The 18,527-nt window shown below is 34.6% G+C and carries 26 protein-coding genes; 25 read left to right on the forward strand and 1 reads right to left on the reverse strand.

The features are described 5' to 3' along the window. Nucleotides 1-44 precede the first annotated feature (44 nt). The 9 genes from CFE53_RS03130 (at nucleotide 45) to CFE53_RS03170 (ending at nucleotide 9,855) form a co-directional block, all read left to right on the forward strand. Nucleotides 45-620 carry a zinc ribbon domain-containing protein gene (locus tag CFE53_RS03130; RefSeq protein WP_148120439.1) on the forward strand — a complete coding sequence of 192 codons (576 nt, stop codon included), beginning with the start codon at nucleotides 45-47 and terminating at the stop codon, nucleotides 618-620. 5 nt (nucleotides 621-625) lie between these two features. Continuing rightward, nucleotides 626-1,825 carry a tripartite tricarboxylate transporter permease gene (locus tag CFE53_RS03135; protein WP_148120440.1) on the forward strand — a complete coding sequence of 400 codons (1,200 nt, stop codon included), beginning with the start codon at nucleotides 626-628 and terminating at the stop codon, nucleotides 1,823-1,825. A gap of 455 nt (nucleotides 1,826-2,280) precedes the next feature. Beyond that, nucleotides 2,281-2,721: a hypothetical protein gene (locus CFE53_RS03140; protein ID WP_148120441.1), complete on the forward strand. Its 441-nt coding sequence runs from the start codon at nucleotides 2,281-2,283 to the stop codon at nucleotides 2,719-2,721. Between the two features lie 248 nt (nucleotides 2,722-2,969). Further along, nucleotides 2,970-4,217, forward strand: coding sequence for a tRNA(Ile)(2)-agmatinylcytidine synthase (locus CFE53_RS03145; RefSeq protein ID WP_148120442.1), 1,248 nt, complete (start codon nucleotides 2,970-2,972; stop codon nucleotides 4,215-4,217). Nucleotides 4,218-4,340: 123 nt separating this feature from the next. Continuing rightward, nucleotides 4,341-4,982, forward strand: coding sequence for a DNA repair and recombination protein RadB (gene radB, locus CFE53_RS03150; protein WP_148120443.1), 642 nt, complete (start codon nucleotides 4,341-4,343; stop codon nucleotides 4,980-4,982). A 228-nt stretch (nucleotides 4,983-5,210) separates the two neighbouring features. Next, nucleotides 5,211-5,540 carry an MJ1244 family protein gene (locus tag CFE53_RS03155; protein ID WP_148120444.1) on the forward strand — a complete coding sequence of 110 codons (330 nt, stop codon included), beginning with the start codon at nucleotides 5,211-5,213 and terminating at the stop codon, nucleotides 5,538-5,540. A gap of 10 nt (nucleotides 5,541-5,550) precedes the next feature. Continuing rightward, complete coding sequence (locus CFE53_RS03160) at nucleotides 5,551-5,943, forward strand: DUF134 domain-containing protein (RefSeq protein WP_148120445.1); 393 nt, start codon at nucleotides 5,551-5,553, stop codon at nucleotides 5,941-5,943. Between the two features lie 13 nt (nucleotides 5,944-5,956). Further along, nucleotides 5,957-7,555 (forward strand): methyl coenzyme M reductase system, component A2, encoded by a 1,599-nt coding sequence (atwA, locus tag CFE53_RS03165; protein WP_148120446.1) that lies wholly within the window; start codon nucleotides 5,957-5,959, stop codon nucleotides 7,553-7,555. Between the two features lie 1,103 nt (nucleotides 7,556-8,658). Next, nucleotides 8,659-9,855 (forward strand): methanogenesis marker 16 metalloprotein, encoded by a 1,197-nt coding sequence (locus tag CFE53_RS03170; RefSeq protein ID WP_148120447.1) that lies wholly within the window; start codon nucleotides 8,659-8,661, stop codon nucleotides 9,853-9,855. A gap of 55 nt (nucleotides 9,856-9,910) precedes the next feature. Here the strand turns inward: CFE53_RS03170 and CFE53_RS03175 are convergent, their stop codons facing one another. Beyond that, complete coding sequence (locus tag CFE53_RS03175) at nucleotides 9,911-11,014, reverse strand: ABC transporter permease (RefSeq protein ID WP_148120448.1); 1,104 nt, start codon at nucleotides 11,012-11,014, stop codon at nucleotides 9,911-9,913. Nucleotides 11,015-11,804: 790 nt separating this feature from the next. Here CFE53_RS03175 and mfnE point away from each other — a divergent pair. From mfnE to CFE53_RS03255, 16 genes are all read left to right on the forward strand, one after another. Then, the gene (gene mfnE, locus CFE53_RS03180; protein WP_172456351.1) at nucleotides 11,805-12,458 is read left to right on the forward strand and encodes a [5-(aminomethyl)furan-3-yl]methyl phosphate kinase; all 654 of its coding nucleotides are present in this window, start codon (nucleotides 11,805-11,807) and stop codon (nucleotides 12,456-12,458) included. 42 nt (nucleotides 12,459-12,500) lie between these two features. Then, nucleotides 12,501-12,665 (forward strand): zinc finger domain-containing protein, encoded by a 165-nt coding sequence (locus CFE53_RS03185; protein WP_148120449.1) that lies wholly within the window; start codon nucleotides 12,501-12,503, stop codon nucleotides 12,663-12,665. A gap of 18 nt (nucleotides 12,666-12,683) precedes the next feature. Next, nucleotides 12,684-12,953, forward strand: a complete 270-nt coding sequence (locus tag CFE53_RS03190; protein WP_148120450.1) for an elongation factor 1-beta — start codon at nucleotides 12,684-12,686, stop codon at nucleotides 12,951-12,953. A gap of 86 nt (nucleotides 12,954-13,039) precedes the next feature. Continuing rightward, on the forward strand, nucleotides 13,040-13,264 hold the full coding sequence (locus tag CFE53_RS03195) for a hypothetical protein (protein ID WP_148120451.1): 225 nt from the start codon (nucleotides 13,040-13,042) through the stop codon (nucleotides 13,262-13,264). Nucleotides 13,265-13,274: 10 nt separating this feature from the next. Continuing rightward, nucleotides 13,275-13,736 (forward strand): 50S ribosomal protein L22, encoded by a 462-nt coding sequence (locus tag CFE53_RS03200; RefSeq protein ID WP_148120452.1) that lies wholly within the window; start codon nucleotides 13,275-13,277, stop codon nucleotides 13,734-13,736. Between the two features lie 19 nt (nucleotides 13,737-13,755). Next, nucleotides 13,756-14,391 (forward strand): 30S ribosomal protein S3, encoded by a 636-nt coding sequence (locus tag CFE53_RS03205; protein ID WP_148120453.1) that lies wholly within the window; start codon nucleotides 13,756-13,758, stop codon nucleotides 14,389-14,391. Between the two features lie 12 nt (nucleotides 14,392-14,403). Next, nucleotides 14,404-14,613 (forward strand): 50S ribosomal protein L29, encoded by a 210-nt coding sequence (rpmC, locus tag CFE53_RS03210; RefSeq protein WP_148120454.1) that lies wholly within the window; start codon nucleotides 14,404-14,406, stop codon nucleotides 14,611-14,613. Between the two features lie 60 nt (nucleotides 14,614-14,673). Continuing rightward, complete coding sequence (gene yciH / locus CFE53_RS03215; protein WP_148120455.1) at nucleotides 14,674-14,982, forward strand: stress response translation initiation inhibitor YciH; 309 nt, start codon at nucleotides 14,674-14,676, stop codon at nucleotides 14,980-14,982. A 7-nt stretch (nucleotides 14,983-14,989) separates the two neighbouring features. Then, entirely contained in the window at nucleotides 14,990-15,280 is a 291-nt protein-coding gene (rnp1, locus tag CFE53_RS03220) for a ribonuclease P protein component 1 (protein ID WP_148120456.1), read from the forward strand. 157 nt (nucleotides 15,281-15,437) lie between these two features. Continuing rightward, on the forward strand, nucleotides 15,438-15,767 hold the full coding sequence (locus CFE53_RS03225) for a 30S ribosomal protein S17 (RefSeq protein WP_148120457.1): 330 nt from the start codon (nucleotides 15,438-15,440) through the stop codon (nucleotides 15,765-15,767). Nucleotides 15,768-15,776: 9 nt separating this feature from the next. Beyond that, nucleotides 15,777-16,175, forward strand: coding sequence for a 50S ribosomal protein L14 (locus CFE53_RS03230; protein WP_148120458.1), 399 nt, complete (start codon nucleotides 15,777-15,779; stop codon nucleotides 16,173-16,175). 20 nt (nucleotides 16,176-16,195) lie between these two features. Next, nucleotides 16,196-16,567, forward strand: a complete 372-nt coding sequence (rplX, locus tag CFE53_RS03235) for a 50S ribosomal protein L24 (RefSeq protein WP_148120459.1) — start codon at nucleotides 16,196-16,198, stop codon at nucleotides 16,565-16,567. 12 nt (nucleotides 16,568-16,579) lie between these two features. Continuing rightward, nucleotides 16,580-17,326 (forward strand): 30S ribosomal protein S4e, encoded by a 747-nt coding sequence (locus CFE53_RS03240; RefSeq protein ID WP_148120460.1) that lies wholly within the window; start codon nucleotides 16,580-16,582, stop codon nucleotides 17,324-17,326. 12 nt (nucleotides 17,327-17,338) lie between these two features. Next, the gene (locus CFE53_RS03245; protein ID WP_148120461.1) at nucleotides 17,339-17,887 is read left to right on the forward strand and encodes a 50S ribosomal protein L5; all 549 of its coding nucleotides are present in this window, start codon (nucleotides 17,339-17,341) and stop codon (nucleotides 17,885-17,887) included. A 13-nt stretch (nucleotides 17,888-17,900) separates the two neighbouring features. After that, complete coding sequence (locus CFE53_RS03250) at nucleotides 17,901-18,053, forward strand: 30S ribosomal protein S14 (RefSeq protein ID WP_148120462.1); 153 nt, start codon at nucleotides 17,901-17,903, stop codon at nucleotides 18,051-18,053. 21 nt (nucleotides 18,054-18,074) lie between these two features. Continuing rightward, nucleotides 18,075-18,467 carry a 30S ribosomal protein S8 gene (locus CFE53_RS03255; protein WP_148120463.1) on the forward strand — a complete coding sequence of 131 codons (393 nt, stop codon included), beginning with the start codon at nucleotides 18,075-18,077 and terminating at the stop codon, nucleotides 18,465-18,467. Nucleotides 18,468-18,527: the final 60 nt, after the last annotated feature.

An 18,527-nucleotide genomic window follows, 5' to 3' on the forward strand; every position in this document is an offset into this window, starting at 1 on the left:
AAAAATTTTTTAAATAATTATTAAACTTTAAATAGGGGATAACTATGGTAACGATAGTTCCTATCTCTGAAGAGGAAAAAATGAGTATATTAACGGGACTTAGAAGTCGAGTACCTGCTACAAAATTGGTAACTTTAAAAAAAATAGCAGATATAGCAGATCTACGTCCAGAATCCCTACAGTACTTGGAGATGGTAGATAAAAGGAGTATGCAGGAGATAATCCAATCTATTGAAAAAATATACGAGATGGAACAGGACGAAATAATAAAGAGGGAAGCGTTAATAACCCTTCAAAAGGTAAAAAAAGCCTTAGGTTCTAAATTCACTATAGAAGTACCTCGATGTAATAAGTGTAATGAAGTTATAGATCTAGGATGGAACTACTGTACCAACTGTGGTTCCGATATTGACAAAATGGTCTTTGAAAATTTTAATAGATGTAGTAACTGTAATAAGTATATCTTAGAGAATTGGACATACTGTGCCCACTGTGGTACTCAGTTAAAGGAGAAAAAGGAGAGAACACCAGTATGCCCACAGTGTCGAAGACCTATAGATCCCTCCTGGATGGTATGTCCCTACTGTGGTCATAGGTTAAGGAGGATAAAGAGGAGTTAATTTTTATGGATGTTATCAATATACTGTTCTTATTTTTTGGATGTTTACTGGGAACCTTCACTGGAATGGTACCTGGAATACATCCCAATACCTTAATACCTCTTACTACTATACTTTACAGTTATCTATCTCCAGGGAATTACCTATACCTTCTAATAGGAATGGTAATTACTCACTATTTTGTAAATTACATACCTTCGGCATTTATAGGTGTACCTCAAGATGAGACTGCAGTTTCTGTTCTACCCTTACATCGGCTAACTCTAAATGGTAGAGGGCATGAGGGCGTAGTGCTTTGCGGTATTGGAGGTTTCATCGGTGTGCTATTCTCTGTTATATTGGCACTTTTAATTTTTAATATTGGTTTTGATTTAGATGGACTCTATTCTCAATTTAAACCTTATATTCCCTATGTGTTGATACTTTTAGTGATTTTATCTTTAATATTTACAGATAATATACTTTGGAACAGTGTTGTGTTTATTCTCTCGGGAGTATTTGGAATAGTGGTTCTCTACAATCGCCCTCCTGTAGATAACATTCTAACTGCCATATTTACAGGTATGTTTGGAGTGCCTTTTCTCTTAGAAAATCTAAAGAGTGAGAAGGTTCCTCCCCAGAGGATCACCTATCCAGAGGTTGATATTTCCCTCATAAAGTGTGGATTTGTTGGAACCCTTGGAGGATTTCTAAGGATATTCCTACCTGCAATTGGAGGAGCCCAGATAAACTTCTTTCTAAGTAAGTTGATAAGAGAGAATAATATAAAGGGATTTTTAGTATCCCAGGGCGCCATTACCATGTCCAACGAGGTATTCTCTATCCTCTCCCTTCTAATGATAGGTTACGGTAGAAGTGGAACTGCAGTGGCTATAAAGAACCTCTCTATACCTTTGGACAGTAGTATCGTTATTCCCTTGGTGGTGGCAACAGGGTTTGCCCTCTATATACTCATTACTTTATCACAGTACATTTTAGAGTATCTGCCTAGGGTGGATTACGGGAAGATCTCCTTTTATATACTTCTTCTATGTGTATTTATCGTGTTAATTTTAGGGTATTTCTCAGGGTACCTTTTATACTACTTTATGGTTTTCTTGGTGTCCTCTACTTTGGGGATGTTGTCCTTGAAATCTAAAGGGAATATGTCTTATCTTATGGGGGTGTTAGTGTTTCCAACGATACTCTATTATCTAAAAATGTAAGAGTCTAAATCAAAAAATAGTAATATTTCTTTTCCTCCCAGTGTTTAGAAGTAACGATAAGATCAGATTTTTTAAAGTTTAAAAAATATAAAAAAATAAAAATTAAATAAATTATTTATAAAAAAATAAAAATTAAATAAATTATTAATATATTGAACCTTAATAAAAAATAGAATCATAAGAAAACCTAATAATAAAAGGAACAATTGCAGGCAAAGAGCAAATCTATAGTTGTCTTTAGAGGTACTTTATATACTGAAAAATACTACAAACCCTGTTTAATACCTTCTTAGAAATATAAAATTCTGTTTAAGAACATTTTATGGAAAAGATATTTTATCCTATTTTTTGTTTTTATCGCTAATTTATTACTTTCTAATTTTTATAAATAATAGAGAAAAATTAGTAATTATAACAATAAAAACAAAATACCACAAAAACACTATTGGGATACTATGCTATCTAAAAGAGGTCAAATCTCCATCGATGCTATATTGGCAATAATCTTTATACTGTTAGTCACTGCAATACTCAGTTATAACGTATTTAACACTTTAGACAATATTAGAGACTGGGAAATCGTGGAAAGAGGATATTCTATAATGGATGTTTTTGAGAATTACGCTCTAATATCCTACTCGAAGGACGTTGTCCTTTCAACAACCTTTGAACCTATAGGGAATATCAGTTATACCATAAGGTTTTCCAACAAAGAGATAGTAGTGGATGATAATACCACTATTATCTTTAGAAGAGAGTACGACGAAAATGGCACTTATATAAACATCACTGAAAATAACTTAAGATACACAAATGAAACTTTACCTCCAAATATTGTTAATATCTCCTTTGGAGATTTCTATATAACTAAAAATCTATCTGTAAGGATAAGATAACTTCGAATTAGGGGCAATATTTCTTCTAAATCATTTTAAGAGAATCTTTAGTTTTTGTATAGAACTTTATTTCTTATTAACTTATTTTCAGTATTTCAACTATAATAATTAAAATTATTATAATAATCTAAAAGAAGTAAAAAATCCCTCTTCTAGTACCTAAGAGTGCCTAAAATAGATTTATTATCTGTTTACTCTCATTTATCTTTTATTTTAGAATTTTAACAATTTACCTCAAGGTGATGCTAATGTTCATAGGTATAGACGATACAGACAGTAGGGAGAAGTACTGTACTACCTATATTGGTGCCCTTTTAATGGAGGAGTTGGGAAAGAGGTACAAGATGGATACTCCAAAGTTGATTAGGATGAATCCGATGGTCAAGTATAAAACTAGGGGAAATGGAGGGGTTTCTTTAAGGGTTCTGGAAAAGGATCTAAAGGATAGTGATATAGATTATATAAAAAAAACTGTTTTGAAGTACGTAGAAGAGTATTCAGATCTTGAGGATGAGAATACAAACCCAGGAGTTGTTTTCCTCATGGAGGAGGATTATAAGAGAAACAGGAGTATTTTAAAAAACTACTATAAGAAGGTACTATACGATATAGTGGATCTCCAATATGCCAAGGAGATCGTTGAGAAGGTAGGAGGAGAATACGTGTGTTATAAAAAGGGCTACGGTGTTATAGGGGCTTTGGGGAGTATAGCATCCTGTGGGCCCTATACCTACGAACTTCTAACTTACAGGAAGAAGGAGAACTGGGGGAGGGAGAGAATAATCGACGATAAATCAGTTGTAGAGATGGATAGGAAGACATTTCCCTATACCTTCAACAACGTAGATGGAGATAAACAGATAATTGCACCTAACACCAAGTGTCCAGTTCTCTACGGTATCAGAGGGGTAAGAAAGGATATACTGCGAAAGGCTATGAGGATGGTTAAGTGTGGAGAGGAGATAGACAGGTATATGATATTTAAAACCAACCAGGGTACAGATGCTCATCTGAGGCCTATGAAAATAAAGGATATCTATCCAAATACAGGGGTTATCGTTTATGGAGTAGTTACAGAGGATCCTAAGAATATAAGGGGAGGAGCTGTGGTTTTCAAGGTTAGTGATGGTACTGGAGAGATCTCCTGTGTAGCCTACGAACCTACAAAGAGATTTAGGGATATAGTAAGAAAGTTAAAAAAGGATGATATGGTGGGTGTGTATGGAACTGTACGGGAGGAACCTTTTGGTATTAATATAGAAAAGTTGAAAGTGGTGAAGTTAAGTAAGTTATACATTAAGGATAAGAGGTGCTCCTGTGGAGGTACCTTGAAGTCAAAGGGGGTTAAAAGTGGGTACGTATGTAATAGGTGTAAGAAGAGGATAGATTACAACAGTATAAAACTGATTGAGGTAAAGAGGGACGTCTCAGAGGGATTCTACGAGGTGCCACCCTCTGCAAGGAGACATCTAAGTAAGCCTCTACTTCTGTTTTAAAGCCAGTATTTTAACTAGTATTGTCCTCTTAAAATTCTAAAAAGTTTGGAACGTTAAGTACCCTTAATTTTATATTGAGTGTTCCAACAATTTTAAATAAAAGTAGTAAAATAAAGTGGTGCTATGCTATCAGATATACTTAGAGGAAACATAGAGAGAAAAACCATAACACAGATATACGGCCCTCCCGGTGTAGGAAAAACGAATATCGCTATCATCTCTACAGTTAATTTTATAAGGAGGGGATATAAGGTAGTGTATGTAGATACAGAAGGAGGGCTCTCTGTTGAGAGAATAAGGCAGATATCTGGAAGGAATTTTGAAAAAATACTTGAAAATCTGATAATTTACGAACCTGAAACTTTTGAAGAGCAGTCTAGAATCCTGGAGAAACTATTCTATATCGAAAATATGGGGCTAGTGGTTATAGACGGGATATCCTCCCTTTATAGATTAGAACTCTCTGATGACGTCCATAGAAACACCCTTCTCAACAGGATACTTGGGAAACAGATACTTACCTTGTTAAAACTTGCCAAAAAAAAGAACGTAGGAGTATTATTAACCAACCAGATTAGTGATACCTACAACGGGGTTAGACCTATAGGAGGTATAGTATTGGAGTACTGGAGCAAGACTATTGTAAGGATGGAGAGGATAGATGATATTAGAGAGGCTATTTTGGAGAAACATAGGTATATTAAGGAGGGTGAGAGAGTTAAATTCAGAATAGTAAATGAGGGAATTGAGATTCTTAAGAGATAAGATAAAATTAACAATACTACAAAGGTGAGGGGAAGTTATAAAATTATTAAGGAATTTTATACCATCTTTTTCATTGATATCATTATATTTTTTATTTTAAAAATATTATTTTTATAATTATTATTAAAAAATATTAAAAATAGTCATTATTCCATTCCCAACTCTTTTCACCTAAACCTTATATATTATTTTAAAAATAATTTTCAATACTATCTCAACGGTGATATTATGAAAGTGCTCCTCTATGTCTTCGTAGAAACTGAAAATATAGGGAAGGTTATCAACGCTCTATCTGAAGGTGGCATATCTGGGTTTTTTCTTATGGAGTATAAAGGATTATCTCCTCAGGAGTGGAAAGGTTTTTTAATAGATGAGGACCCTGAAAAGGCTATAAAGATTGTTAACGATATATCTCGTAATGCTGTAATGATAGGTACCGTAGTAAGTGAGAAAAGGGGAGAGATAATTAAGAGATATATCAAGGAAAAACTATCGAACTGTAGATACACCATAATAGAAGTACCTGTTGAAAATATCGAAGTTAATATTGTAGAGTAATGGGATACACATGAGATTTAGGAGGAGAAAAGGTCGTCCAAGGATACCTCGATTCATCTCTGAAATACCGAAAATTAGGGAGTTCGTACCTAAAGAGGGAGTAGAAGATGACAGTGATACTGTAAAACTTACCTACGAGGAGTTGGAGGCTATAAGATTGGTCGATTATTTAGGGTTCTCTCAGGAGGAAGGGGCTGAGTTAATGGGCGTATCTAGGCGAGTTTTCTGGAATATTCTAAAATCTGCCAGGAAGAAGATAGGTGACTTCCTGATAAACGGTAAAGTGTTAAGGATAGAGGGGGAAGATTATATATTAAGAGAGTGTGGGATGTGTAAACTATGTGGCAGAATGAGACACTGTGCCTTTAAACCAAAGGATCACTGTCGTAGATTCAACCCATAAAAAAGGTGGTAGGATGATACTGTTAGAGGTTAAGAACGTTTCAAAGAGATTTGGCGATAACCTAGTATTAAAGGATATAAACTTTACACTTGAGGAAGGTGAGGTATTAGGTATATTGGGAAGAAGTGGTGCCGGTAAATCTGTACTACTTCATATGTTAAGGGGTATGGAAGGATATGAGCCCACAGAAGGTAAGGTAATATATCACGTCACAATGTGTGATAATTGTGGAGAGGTAGATGTGCCCTCTAAAGATGGGCAGAGATGTGAGAGATGTGGGGAGGGGGTATTACGTAAAACATCTATAGATCTCTGGGGAGATAATGAAGGCGTCTACAACTTGAAAAGAAAGATTGCAATAATGCTCCAGAGAACCTTTGCACTTTACGGGGAGAAAAGTGTAATTGAGAACATATTGGAGGCCTTATACTCTGCAGGTTTTGAGGGCAAGGAGGCTGTTGAGATCGCTCTAAAACTTATAAAGATGGTGAAGTTAGAACATAGGGTCACCCACATTGCAAGGGATCTCAGTGGAGGAGAGAAGCAGAGAGTAGTACTTGCAAGACAACTTGCCAAGAAACCTGTAATATTTTTGGCAGATGAACCTACAGGAACCTTGGATCCTAAAACTGCTAAGTTAGTACATGAGACGCTGAAGAATGCAGTTGTTAAAAAAAATATAAGTATGATAATTACCTCCCACTGGCCAGAGGTAGTTGCTCAACTTTCAAATAGAGTAATGTGGCTGGAAAATGGGCAAATTAAAAAGATGGGAGATAGTAAGGAGATTGTAGAAGAATTCATGTCATCTCTTAAGGAATTTAAGAAATTTGAAAAGGTAGAAGTAAAAGAAAAACAGATCATACTGGAAGATATAGAAAAGAAGTACTGTTCTGTTGAGAGAGGAGTAGTACATGCTGTTAAGGGAGTGTCTTTAGATATATACGAGATGGAGATATTTGGTATAGTGGGAACCAGTGGGGCTGGAAAAACTACCTTGGCGAAGATTATAGGAGGAGTTATACCTCCATCTAGGGGGAAGTATCTGTTCAGATTAGGAGATGAATGGATAGATATGACTAAACCTGGACCTATGTACAGAGGTAGGGCAAAGAGATACATCGGTATGTTATTCCAGGAGTATGCACTATACCCACATAGGACTGTACTCTACAACCTTACAGAGGCCATAGGTTTAGAACTCCCTGGAGAATTTGCAAGGATGAAGGCACTATATACGTTGATGTCCGTAGGTTTCACTGAAGAGGAGGCAGAGAAGATATTGGATAAGTATCCTAGGGAGTTAAGTGTTGGGGAGAGACACAGAGTAGCCCTTGCCCAGGTACTTATTAAGGAGCCAAGAGTCGTAATACTGGATGAGCCTACTGGAACGATGGATCCATTTACAAGGAACATGGTGGCAGAGTCTATCCATAAGTCTAGGAAGGAGTTAGAGCAGACTTATATAATCGTATCCCACGATATGGACTTTGTAATGAACGTATGTGATAGGGCTGCCCTTATGAGGGACGGGAAAATCGTTAAGATAGGAAAACCAGAGGAGATTGTGAAGATACTCACTGAGGAGGAGAAGGAGGACATGGGACTGTGATTTCTTAATTTTTTAACTATTTTTAACTGATCTTAGTAGGAATTAATAGTTGTTAAAAATAGATAAAAGAGTAATTTACCTTTAGTTTCTAATAAAAAAAGTAATTAAAAAAGTTATAGGTATTATAATAATAAAAATCCCATATAAAAAATAAATAAAAACCCTAGTTCCCATCAAAAGAGTAGTTTAAAGAATAATAAAAATAATTATAAAGATAATAATTATAAAATAATAAAAATAATAAAAAGATTTTAAAATAAAAAACTTCTATAATCTCAGATATACCATTTTAAAAAGAAGATTGGAGGAGAATTTCGGAAAGATCTTGGATATTTAATGATTTTTATATTGATTGTTTTCATTGTCCTTTTAATCACCACTTGGTGGGAACTAAGGTTAAATAAAAAGGAATTGAAGTTATTAACGATATTAATTTTATAAGTGTCCTGGACTCTAATGGCAGGATTTAGAAATTCTATTTTGATGGAGGATAGCCAACAGTTATGATTTAGAAGATACGTGGAAAAATCTTTTCTTCTTCCAACATCAGGATAAAGTAGAAATACTTTTGTGTTTACAGTATTTTAGTATTTTACTTTCAATATTTTTATAAAGTTTTTAAATATAGGTTTAATATTGATTTTATTGAGATTTTGGTAACATTTAGGAGCGTATAATTATAATAATTACTAATAAAATTTTAATTAAAATTTAAAAAATAATAAAAAGAAATTAGATACATAAAAAACTTAATCCTATTGTTATTTTTCCTGAATACTCTAAACACTAAGAAAGTGAGAAATATATTATAATTTTATCATTTTAATTTAAATTTCAAATATTAATAACTAAAAAAATATCCAAATATGAAGATTATTAATTAAAAATAAAATTGTTAAAAAATATTAAAAGAGCAATGTAGATAAAAAATATTTAAAATATAACTGTTTATTCTTTTTAGAGTATTGTTCTAAACTATTAAAAAGTAGAATAAAGACCTTACTAACTCTTTTTCATTTCACAAATTTTTTCTGATTTTATCATGATTTTAATAGAAAATAGATCTATTGTTGTATAAAGTCTCTAATTAATAAGGTGTCATTATGGATAGATCTAAAACATCTGAGGATAAGGTAGTGGTAACTGTAGATGAGTTGAAGAAGATGATAAGGAACAATGAAGAAGATAAAATAGACGAGATAGATATCGTTACAACTGCTACCTGTGGAATAATGTCTGGTACTATGGCGGTTTTTTATATCCCTATCGCTGAACCTGGAACCTTTAGAAAGGGGGAAAAAATATACTTAAATGGTATAGAAGGACATATTGGACCTTGTCCAAATGAGTACTTAGGTTCTGTAGATGTTGTAGTGTACGGTACAAGTTATGTGGGAGACTACGGAGGTGGATTTTTATTTAAAGATCTAGTTGCAGGTAAGGAGGTAGATGTCCTCTTAGAGAGTGAGGGGAGAACATACAAGAGGACTATAACCTTAGATGATATTCCCACTGCTAGAATGATAGGAACGAGGATGGCATTTAAAAACTATTCAGCCTTTACCAACTTAGGAGAGGAACCTGTAAGGACTATCTTCCATAGAAGAAAGATGAAAAAAGGAGAGGCCTCCTTCTCAGGATGTGGTGAATTAAACCCTCTCCAAAATATGTACTGTGATGAAAGGAACCTTCTTGGAAAAAGAGTATTATTAAATGGTGCTGAAGGTGTAATACTTGGATTTGGGACAAGGAGTTCAAGTGGGAAGGAAAATATTATGATATCTGCAGATATGCACAGTATGGATCCTTACTATTTAGGAGGTTTTATTACATCTGGAGGTGTAGAGGTATTTAATACAGTTGCAGTACCTGTAGAGGTTGATGAGAAAAATAAAGAGTTCTTAAAGACCTTAGATGAAAATATCCCTTTGCCTCTGGTAAATGTGGTGGGAAGGAGTATTATAGATATAGGTAACTACGCCCAGGTATGGAAGGATGCTGATTTAAGGCCCAATATAAACATCTACAGGTGTAGAAACTGTGATGTATGTATTCCTATGGAAATGTGCCCAACGAAGGCTATAAAGAGAATGCCTCATTTAGGAAATAGACCACTACCAACAGAGGATTGCTTTGGGTGTGGTATCTGTACAGGTGCCTGTCCTTATGGGATATACTCCATGAAGTTAAACAGTATCTTGGGAATACCTATAACCTGTAGACAGTCAGACAGGGAAAGGGCAATGAGGTTATCTAGAGAACTTAAAGAGAGAATCGAGAAAGGAGAGTTTAAACTTTAAAAGTTTTTAAGTATTAAAGGATTACAACCCTAAGTTTATCCTTAGAGCGAAGAAGTTAGTCATTTTTTAACGCCTTCACTGGATCCAAATTCGCAGCCTTATATGCTGGATAGAGAGACGCAATTACAGATGTTCCAACACCAAATAAAAATCCCAAAAATGTATAAATCAAACCCTCCAGAGTTATGTAGGAGTTCAATAAATAATGAACTACTAGATAGCCTATTCCTAAACTTAACAACACCCCAACAACACTACCAACAACTCCCAATATTAGAGATTCAAATAGAAACAGCATTAAAATGTCTCTCCTAGACGCTCCTATACTCTTCATGATCCCAATCTCCTTAGTCCTCTCAACTGTACTCATTAGCATTGTATTTCCAATTCCAACCCCTGCAACTAAAAGAGATATTCCACCTACTCCCATTAAAAAGAGGGATATGTTATCTAAAACATTCTCTATAGATCTTAAAATTCTGTCCATGGATAGAACAACAACTTTTTTCTCTTTTTTGTTCATAATTTTCTCTATTTTATTTTTTATACTGTCAATATCCTCCCTGTTCTCTACGTGGAGTATTATCATGGAGTAGTTGTTATCGTAAAACCTCCTATATGTTTTCTCCGATAAAATAATTGAATTCTGAGATATCACAAAAAAAGAACTGTTGTAGATACCAACTATCCTAAAAGATACATTTTTCAGGAGTATTTTATCTCCAACATCTAGATCATAGGTATTGGCAAAAAAACTGTCTACATATACTGTTGTATCTGTCAGCTTACCTTCAGTGTCTAAATTTAAATATTTTATTAAGTCTTTCCTTATACCGTATACTGTTGTATAAGTTTTCCTATTTTTTTCTTTAATATATACAACATCGGTTTTTAAGGATATTGGAATTACAGTACATCTTAATTTTTTCAACTTATCTACGTCCCTCTTTGTAAAATATAAATAGCCCTCTTCAGGGTTAGGATATACAACGACAAAATCTGCCACACCTTCAAAGTTCTCAAGGATCCTATATTTCAATCCACTTCCTAAAATCCCTAAGGAAGAAATAGTCATAACACCTATAACAATACCTAACAACGCCAAAGTACTTCTTAAGATATGTCTCTTTAGGTTTCTCTTTGCCAGTTTGAGGTACATGGTTTCACAGTGGATAACAATGATATTGCTATATAAATTAGGTTTAGTATTAAAATTTTATATTTTTTATAATTTTTACAAAATTAAAGAATTTAATATTGAAAAAATAAAAATTTACGGTTATAAATAAAAATTATTTATTAAAATAACCAAAGATTCTGATAAAAAATAATTAACTATTATAAATATAACGAATAAAGTATTATAACTAAACTAGAAAAGACGAGACGGGATTCCCTACTTTACTATTTTATTTTTTACAGTTTAAGTTTATATAAGTACTATAAAATTCAAATATTCAAAATTATATTTTTTATTCAATAGATATTAATTAGTATTGAACATTATGTTCTTGATAATAATAAAAAAGTTAATAATTAATAAAAAATCTCTCGCTGTTTATTCTCTGAAATGCTCCGAACATTGGGAAAATTAGACAAGATCTTTTTATATTAGAAAATTTTTTACTTTTATTTATTGTGATTAAATAATTTAATTTATTTTTATCCTAATCTCCATCAAAGTAGTAATTAAAAAATAAAAATCTAATCTAAAAATAACAAAAGCACTAATAAAAAAATAAAAATAGAAAATTTATATTAGTAATAATTTTGTTAAAGGCGGATTGTCTATTATATTCAATATTTCAGTAGGCATACTTTTTTCATTTCTTTTTTCTCTGTATTAATTCTTATTTCTCTATTTATAAGAACTAAAACATATGAAATTTAGTATATACACCTATATAAGAGAATTGAAAATTTTACCTTTTTTAATTACTGGTGAAAGTATGAAAATAGACAATCTCCACCTGGTAAAGATAGGAGGTAGTTTAACCCATCACGTTAAACCTCTCTTAAATACCTTGAAGTCCTTCAGTAGTGAGGAAAACAGAATAGTTATTGTACCTGGAGGGGGGATGTTTGCAGATGTAGTACGAGACTTAGATCAGGATGTGAGGTTGAGTAATAGGGCATCCCACAGGATGGCTTTGATGGCTATGGATATGATGGGTGTTTATTTCTCCGACGTATCTCATATTAAAACTGTTGACAATCTCTACGATACCAAGATTACACTTCTAGATAGTAGTATAGTTATACTACTACCCTCTAAGGTTGTACTCTCTACAGATGAACTTCCACACTCCTGGGAGGTTACCTCGGACTCCATAGCCCTCTATATCGCCAAACTTCTAAAGTTGAAGAGGGCAATAATAGTTACAGATGTAGATGGCATATATAATAAGTATCCTGGAGGAAAACTGTTAAATATTATAAGTGCTAAATCCATTAGAGGTTTTACTTCCGTAGATAGTTATCTACCAAAACTTTTAATAAAATATAAAATGGAGTGTATAGTGGTTAATGGAAAGTACCCGGAGAGGGTTGTAAATATCCTAAAGGGAAAGAAAGATATATATACCAAGATTATAGTAGATTAATAAAACTGAAGATTTAAAAATACAGATAATTAAGGTGATAGGATGAAATACATATGTATCTCCTGTAATGCAGAGATAGCACCTAGAGAACATGCTACAAAGTTCCTATGTCCAAACTGTGGAGAGGTTGAGATAGTAAGATGTGAAAAATGTAGAAAGTTAAGCAACCTCTATAAATGTCCTTCCTGTGGATTTGAAGGTCCATAAAAGTAAAAAGGTGTAAGTATGGCAACAGTTATCGCAAAGGTAAAGATTATGCCAGTAAATCCTGAAGTAGATAGAGAGAGTTTGAAGGAAAAAATAAAGAAAACTGTAGAAAATATGGGAATAAAGTGCTTAAATATTTTAGAGGAGCCTTTAGCCTTTGGACTTTATGCTATCTACGTCCTGGTAGAGATGGAGGAGAAGGAAGGGGGAACTGAACCTCTAGAAAAAGAATTGAGTAATTTAGAAGATGTAGAAAGTGTAGATGTTGTAGAGGTATCTTTAGCCTAACTATTTTATAATAAAAATTTTTATAAATAGTATTATTATAATTATTGATAATTTTTTTGAATACTATAACTCTTTAGGTTATATCTATGGTAAAGTATATAAAGAAGTTTAATGAATTTAAGGAGTTTGTAGATTTTATAGAAAAAAAGGGATATACCCTAAGAGTACGTTATAAGAGAGATCTTGTTTTAGAAATAGGTAGTAAAAAACCTAACTTCCTCCTAAAAAACACAGTAGGGAATGTTAGGGTCTGTTATTTCAACGCTTTAAAATTGATGTGGAAGTTAGGTATCTCAATGATAAAAAGTTAAGGTGAGGGGTATGGGAAAGTTAAAGTACAAGATTAAAACTGATCCAAATAAAACTACAAGGGCTATGGGTAGGGCTCTCAGAATATCTAGAAAACATGCTGTAGAGATATGTAGGGAGATAAAGGGCATGAAACTTGATGAGGCCATGAGGTACCTAAGGAGGGTAATTGAGTTGAAACAGGTTGTTCCATTTAAGAGACATGGGAAAGAGGTAGGCCATAAGAAGGGTAAGTATGGCTGGGGTGCAGGGAGATATCCACAGAAGGCTGCAAGGGAGATACTGAAAGTCTTAGAGAATGCTAAGAGTAACGCAGAGTACAAGGGGTTAAATGTAGACAAACTTAGGATAAAACATATCTCCTCAAATAAAGGGTTTACTATAAAAAGATACATGCCAAGGGCCTACGGTAGGGCTACACCTAAGTTCCAGGAAACTGTACACATCCAGGTAATATTGGAGGAGTACCAATAAATTAAAGAAGGTGAAGAAGATGATCGAGAGAGTATTTATAAAGGAGCATGTTATTGAGGCACTTGTAGATGAGTACCTAAAGAACAGGTTAACTAGAGCAGGATACAGCCATATGGAGATGAAAAAAACACCTATTGGAACAAGGATTATTGTATACGCCGAAAGACCAGGTCTAGTTATTGGTAGAAGGGGTAGACTTGTAAAGGAGTTGACAGAAACAATTGCACAGGAGTTCGGTGTAGAGAATCCACAGATAGAAGTAAAACAGGTTGAAAACCCTGATTTAGATCCTGCAATTGTTGCCCAGAAGATAGCCTCTGCCCTTGAGAGGGGAATGCACTTCAGAAGAGTTGCCCACGCAGCAGTTAGAAGGGTAATGGGAGCAGGGGCTAAAGGGGTTGTAGTAATCATCTCAGGAAAGTTAACTGGAGAGAGGGCTAGAACCGAGAAGTTTATGGAAGGGTATATGAAACACTGTGGAGAGCCCTCTGAAGACCTCGTTAGGAAGGCTCACAGAGTAGCAAAGTTGAAGTTAGGTATAATTGGAGTAACTGTAAAACTTGTACCTCCAGATGTTATACTACCTGATGAGGTTATTATAAAGGAGGAGGAAGGCAAAAAGGTAGAGGAAGTAAGTAGTGTCGAAGAACAGTAAAAAGGTGAGATTATGGCAATACTAAGGGCCCAGGAAATTAGGGAGATGAGTATCTCTGAGATGAAGGAGAAGTTGATGGAGTTGAAGAGGGAACTTCTTAAGGAATACACCAACAAGGCTACTAGTGGTTCTCCTTCAAACCCAGGTAGAATGAGAGAGATAAGGAGAACAATAGCAAGAATATACACCATTATGAATGAGAAGAGATATAAAAAACAATAAAAGTTATATACCACATCTTAATTATAGAGTAAAAAACACTAATAAATTAGAGGTGCAGTGATGCCCGAGATCTGTCCAAGGTGTGGGCTACCTAAGGAACTGTGTGTATGTGAGGAAATTGCTAAGGAAGAACAAAAAATAAAAATCTACGTTACAAAGAGAAGGTTTGGGAAGTTAATGACCATTATAGAGGGTATAGACACAGACCTTATCGATATAAAAGATCTTGCAAAGAAGTTAAAAGATATCTGTGCATGTGGAGGAACTGTAAAAAAGGACTCCATAGAACTCCAGGGAGACCAGAGAAGGAGAGTAGAGGAGGCCCTTATCAAAATGGGCTTCTCCAAAGATACGATTGAAATCAGATGATGTTCCTATGATAACACCCTATAATATACTTAGACATGAGTTGATAGGGTTGGATGTAGAGATTGTAGAGGCATCCAACCCATCATTAGTAGGTGTAAAAGGTAGGGTTGTTGATGAAACGAGAAATACCCTCATTATAGAGAAGAGTAACGGTAAGGAGATAGTTGTACCTAAGGATATTGCAGTATTTAAATTTAAGTTGGGAGACAATAAGTACGTTAAGGTTATAGGTAGCCTTTTAATAGGCAGGCCAGAGGATAGGTTGAAAAGGAAAATTAAAAATATCTATCCCTACTAATACTGTTTTGATCTAGTACCTATTCGACGAAACTTTTAAATACTTTTTAAAGTTTATCTCAAAAGGGTTATTTTTAAGGTTTTAATACCCTCCCTTGTTTTTCTTATATATTTCATAATCCTATTAGTATTAAAAATCAGCAAATGGAGGTAGTACTATGAGAAACATAGGTATAGATGTGAAGTATCCAGAAAATACCTGTGACGATCCTCACTGTCCATTCCACGGCAAGTTGTCTGTAAGGGGGCAGATATTCGAAGGTATTGTAGTAAGTGATAAAGCACCTAGAACTGTTGTAGTTAAAAGGGAAATAACTAAATACATTCCAAAGTATGAAAGGTATGAAAAGAGAACCAGTAAGATAGTTGCCCATAATCCACCATGTATTCATGCAAAAGTTGGAGATAAAGTAAGAATTGCAGAATGTAGACCTATCAGTAAAACCAAGGCTTTTGTAGTTATTGAAAAGATTGAGGAAGAAAAGTAAGGTGAGATTATGAGAGGTATTGGTTCAAAAATAACTAGGGCTCTACCAAATGGAGCGAGGGTAATATGTGCAGATAACACTGGAGCAAGGGAGTTGGAGATCATTGCAGTTAAGAATTACAAAGGTGTGGCAAGAAGGCTTCCTGCTGCAGGAGTAGGTAGTATGGTTATAGTTTCAGTTAAAAAGGGAACACCTGAGATGAGAAAACAGGTACTACCTGCTATAATAATCAGACAGAAGAAGGAGTATAGGAGACCAGATGGTACAAGAGTTAAATTTGAAGACAACGCCGCTGTAATAGTTACTCCAGATGGAAACCCAAAAGGTTCAGAGATAAAGGGACCTGTTGCAAAGGAAGCTGCCGAAAGGTGGCCTGGTATAGCAAGATTGGCTAGAATAATTGTATAAAACAAAGAGGGTGAATAGAGATGGTAGCCCTAACAAGATCTAAACAACCAAGAAAACAGAGAAAGGCTCTATTTAATGCACCTCTCCATAGAAGACGCCAAATAATGTCTGCAATGCTCTCAAAAGAGTTGAAAGAGAAGTACAAAAAAAATGCCCTCCCTGTAAGGAAGGGAGATGTTGTAAGGATAATGAGAGGAGATTTTAAAAACGTTGAAGGAGAGGTTTTAAAGGTTGATTACAAGTCCTACAGGATACATGTAGAGGGGGCATTTATCAAAAAGCAGAATGGTAAAGAGGTACCTTATCCTATACATCCATCCAATGTAATGATTGTAAAGTTAGATGAATCGGATGAGAAAAGATTTAGATTCTTAGAGAGAAACAAAAAATAAGAGGTGTAAATAATGGCTAGTAAGGGATCTAAAAAACATCTTAAAAGATATCCTGCCCCAGCAAAGTGGAAACTTCCAAGAAAGGTTAAAAAGTTCGTTACTAAGCCTTCTCCTGGACCTCATTCTATAGAGAACTCCCTGCCTCTTCTGTTAATAGTAAGGGATCTCTTAGGTTATGCTGACAATGGAAGGGAGGCTAAGAAAATTATTAAAATGGGTAAGATACTTGTTGATGGGGTAGTTAGAAAGGACCATAAATTTCCCGTTGGATTGATGGATATACTCTCTATCCCAGACACTGGGGAAGATTTCTTAGTCCTATTTGACAAAAAAGGTAGAATAACTCTGAAGAAAACAGATAGAAATGACATGAAGTTATGTAAAATTAGAAACAAGACTGTAATAAAAGGGGGACATATTCAGTTAAATCTCCATGATGGTAGAAACCAGATTGTATACGTTTCAGATCCAACTAAGGCGGAAGAGGATGTTTATAAAACTGGCGATACAGTGATACTCTCTATCCCAGAGCAGAAGTTGTTGGATCATATTCCCTTTGAAGAGGGCAAATTGGCCTATATTACAGGAGGAAAGCATATTGGCGATATTGCAAGGATAATAAGTGTAGAGAAAAGAAAACTCCACCCAGACATTGTAACACTTGAAACAAAAGATGGAGAGGAGTTTAAAACTATTAAAGACTATGTATTTGTAGTAGGTGATGAGGAGCCTGTTCTATCTGCATTGAAAAACCTGTAATAGGTGAAAGAGATGTCTTACTTGGAACTATGGGAAAAACAGCCTATGTGTAAACCGAGGATTGAGAAGGTTACAGTTAATATGGGAATAGGGGAAAGTGGAGATAGGTTGTTAAAAGGTGAAAAGGTCCTTGAAGAACTTACTGGACAGAAGCCTGTTAGAACCCGTGCTAAACAGACAAACCCAGCATTTGGTATAAGGAAGAAACTTCCAATAGGTTTGAAGGTTACACTGAGGGGTAAGAGGGCTGAAGAATTCTTAAAAAATGCATTTATCGCATTTAAAGCTGCTGGAAAAACTTTATACTCCTATTCCTTTGATGAGAGAGGTAACTTCTCCTTCGGTATTCCAGAACATATCGACTTCCCTGGACAGAAGTACGATCCTGAGATCGGTACCTTTGGGATGGATGTCTGTGTAACACTTGAAAAACCTGGATATAGGGTTAAAAGAAGGAAAATCAGTAGAAGTAGAATCCCAAAGAGACACCAGGTAAAGAAGGAGGAGGCTATTGAGTATATAAAAACAACCTTTAATATCGATATAGTGGAAGAAGAATAAAGAAGGTGAAAATATGGTAGAGATTGAAGAGAAAAGGCAAAATCAGAGAGTATGTAAAAGATGTGGAAGGAAGGTAAGGGGAATAATTAGGAAGTACGGTTTGTATCTATGTAGGCAGTGTTTTAGAGAGGTGGCTCCTCAGTTAGGATTTAAAAAACTGGATTAAAAAAATTTTGGAGGTAGGAATATGAGTCTAATGGACCCTCTTGCAAATGCATTAAACCATCTCTCCAACTGTGAGAGGGTGGGTAAAAAAGTAGTTTATATAAAACCAGCCTCTAAGTTGATAGGAAGAGTATTGAAAGTTATGCAGGATAACGGATATATTGGAAATTTTGAATACATAGAGGATGGTAGGGGAGGAATATATAAGGTGGAACTAATAGGTAAGATAAACAAGTGTGGTGCAATTAAACCGAGATACGCTGTTAAAAAGAACGAATTTGAAAAGTTTGAAAAGAGATACCTCCCTGCAAAGGGATTCGGTCTCTTAATTGTAAGTACTCCTGAGGGATTGATGACCCACGAGGAGGCTAAGACAAAGGGTGTTGGTGGTAGACTGATCTCCTACGTCTATTAAATCTCTTCTATTATATTCATTAAAAAAATTATAATAATTAAAATAATTAAAAATTTAAAA

The organism is Methanofervidicoccus sp. A16, assembly GCF_003351865.1.
Lineage (GTDB): Archaea > AGJL01 > Methanococci > Methanococcales > Methanococcaceae > Methanofervidicoccus.

Bases quoted from the DNA above. Each gene is read 5' to 3' on its own strand.
- CFE53_RS03245 (WP_148120461.1), top strand. From the start codon at position 17,339: ATGTCTTACTTGGAACTATGGGAAAAACAGCCTATGTGTAAACCGAGG.
- CFE53_RS03240 (WP_148120460.1), top strand. From the start codon at position 16,580: ATGGCTAGTAAGGGATCTAAAAAACATCTTAAAAGATATCCTGCCCCA.
- CFE53_RS03205 (WP_148120453.1), top strand. From the start codon at position 13,756: ATGATCGAGAGAGTATTTATAAAGGAGCATGTTATTGAGGCACTTGTA.
- rpmC (WP_148120454.1), top strand. From the start codon at position 14,404: ATGGCAATACTAAGGGCCCAGGAAATTAGGGAGATGAGTATCTCTGAG.
- CFE53_RS03160 (WP_148120445.1), top strand. From the start codon at position 5,551: ATGAGATTTAGGAGGAGAAAAGGTCGTCCAAGGATACCTCGATTCATC.
- CFE53_RS03175 (WP_148120448.1), bottom strand. From the start codon at position 11,014: ATGTACCTCAAACTGGCAAAGAGAAACCTAAAGAGACATATCTTAAGA.
- CFE53_RS03230 (WP_148120458.1), top strand. From the start codon at position 15,777: ATGAGAGGTATTGGTTCAAAAATAACTAGGGCTCTACCAAATGGAGCG.
- CFE53_RS03130 (WP_148120439.1), top strand. From the start codon at position 45: ATGGTAACGATAGTTCCTATCTCTGAAGAGGAAAAAATGAGTATATTA.
- radB (WP_148120443.1), top strand. From the start codon at position 4,341: ATGCTATCAGATATACTTAGAGGAAACATAGAGAGAAAAACCATAACA.
- rnp1 (WP_148120456.1), top strand. From the start codon at position 14,990: ATGATAACACCCTATAATATACTTAGACATGAGTTGATAGGGTTGGAT.
- CFE53_RS03140 (WP_148120441.1), top strand. From the start codon at position 2,281: ATGCTATCTAAAAGAGGTCAAATCTCCATCGATGCTATATTGGCAATA.
- CFE53_RS03200 (WP_148120452.1), top strand. From the start codon at position 13,275: ATGGGAAAGTTAAAGTACAAGATTAAAACTGATCCAAATAAAACTACA.
- CFE53_RS03135 (WP_148120440.1), top strand. From the start codon at position 626: ATGGATGTTATCAATATACTGTTCTTATTTTTTGGATGTTTACTGGGA.
- CFE53_RS03255 (WP_148120463.1), top strand. From the start codon at position 18,075: ATGAGTCTAATGGACCCTCTTGCAAATGCATTAAACCATCTCTCCAAC.
- CFE53_RS03250 (WP_148120462.1), top strand. From the start codon at position 17,901: ATGGTAGAGATTGAAGAGAAAAGGCAAAATCAGAGAGTATGTAAAAGA.
- rplX (WP_148120459.1), top strand. From the start codon at position 16,196: ATGGTAGCCCTAACAAGATCTAAACAACCAAGAAAACAGAGAAAGGCT.
- CFE53_RS03225 (WP_148120457.1), top strand. From the start codon at position 15,438: ATGAGAAACATAGGTATAGATGTGAAGTATCCAGAAAATACCTGTGAC.
- atwA (WP_148120446.1), top strand. From the start codon at position 5,957: ATGATACTGTTAGAGGTTAAGAACGTTTCAAAGAGATTTGGCGATAAC.
- CFE53_RS03195 (WP_148120451.1), top strand. From the start codon at position 13,040: ATGGTAAAGTATATAAAGAAGTTTAATGAATTTAAGGAGTTTGTAGAT.
- CFE53_RS03170 (WP_148120447.1), top strand. From the start codon at position 8,659: ATGGATAGATCTAAAACATCTGAGGATAAGGTAGTGGTAACTGTAGAT.
- CFE53_RS03145 (WP_148120442.1), top strand. From the start codon at position 2,970: ATGTTCATAGGTATAGACGATACAGACAGTAGGGAGAAGTACTGTACT.
- CFE53_RS03155 (WP_148120444.1), top strand. From the start codon at position 5,211: ATGAAAGTGCTCCTCTATGTCTTCGTAGAAACTGAAAATATAGGGAAG.
- mfnE (WP_172456351.1), top strand. From the start codon at position 11,805: ATGAAAATAGACAATCTCCACCTGGTAAAGATAGGAGGTAGTTTAACC.
- CFE53_RS03185 (WP_148120449.1), top strand. From the start codon at position 12,501: ATGAAATACATATGTATCTCCTGTAATGCAGAGATAGCACCTAGAGAA.
- yciH (WP_148120455.1), top strand. From the start codon at position 14,674: ATGCCCGAGATCTGTCCAAGGTGTGGGCTACCTAAGGAACTGTGTGTA.
- CFE53_RS03190 (WP_148120450.1), top strand. From the start codon at position 12,684: ATGGCAACAGTTATCGCAAAGGTAAAGATTATGCCAGTAAATCCTGAA.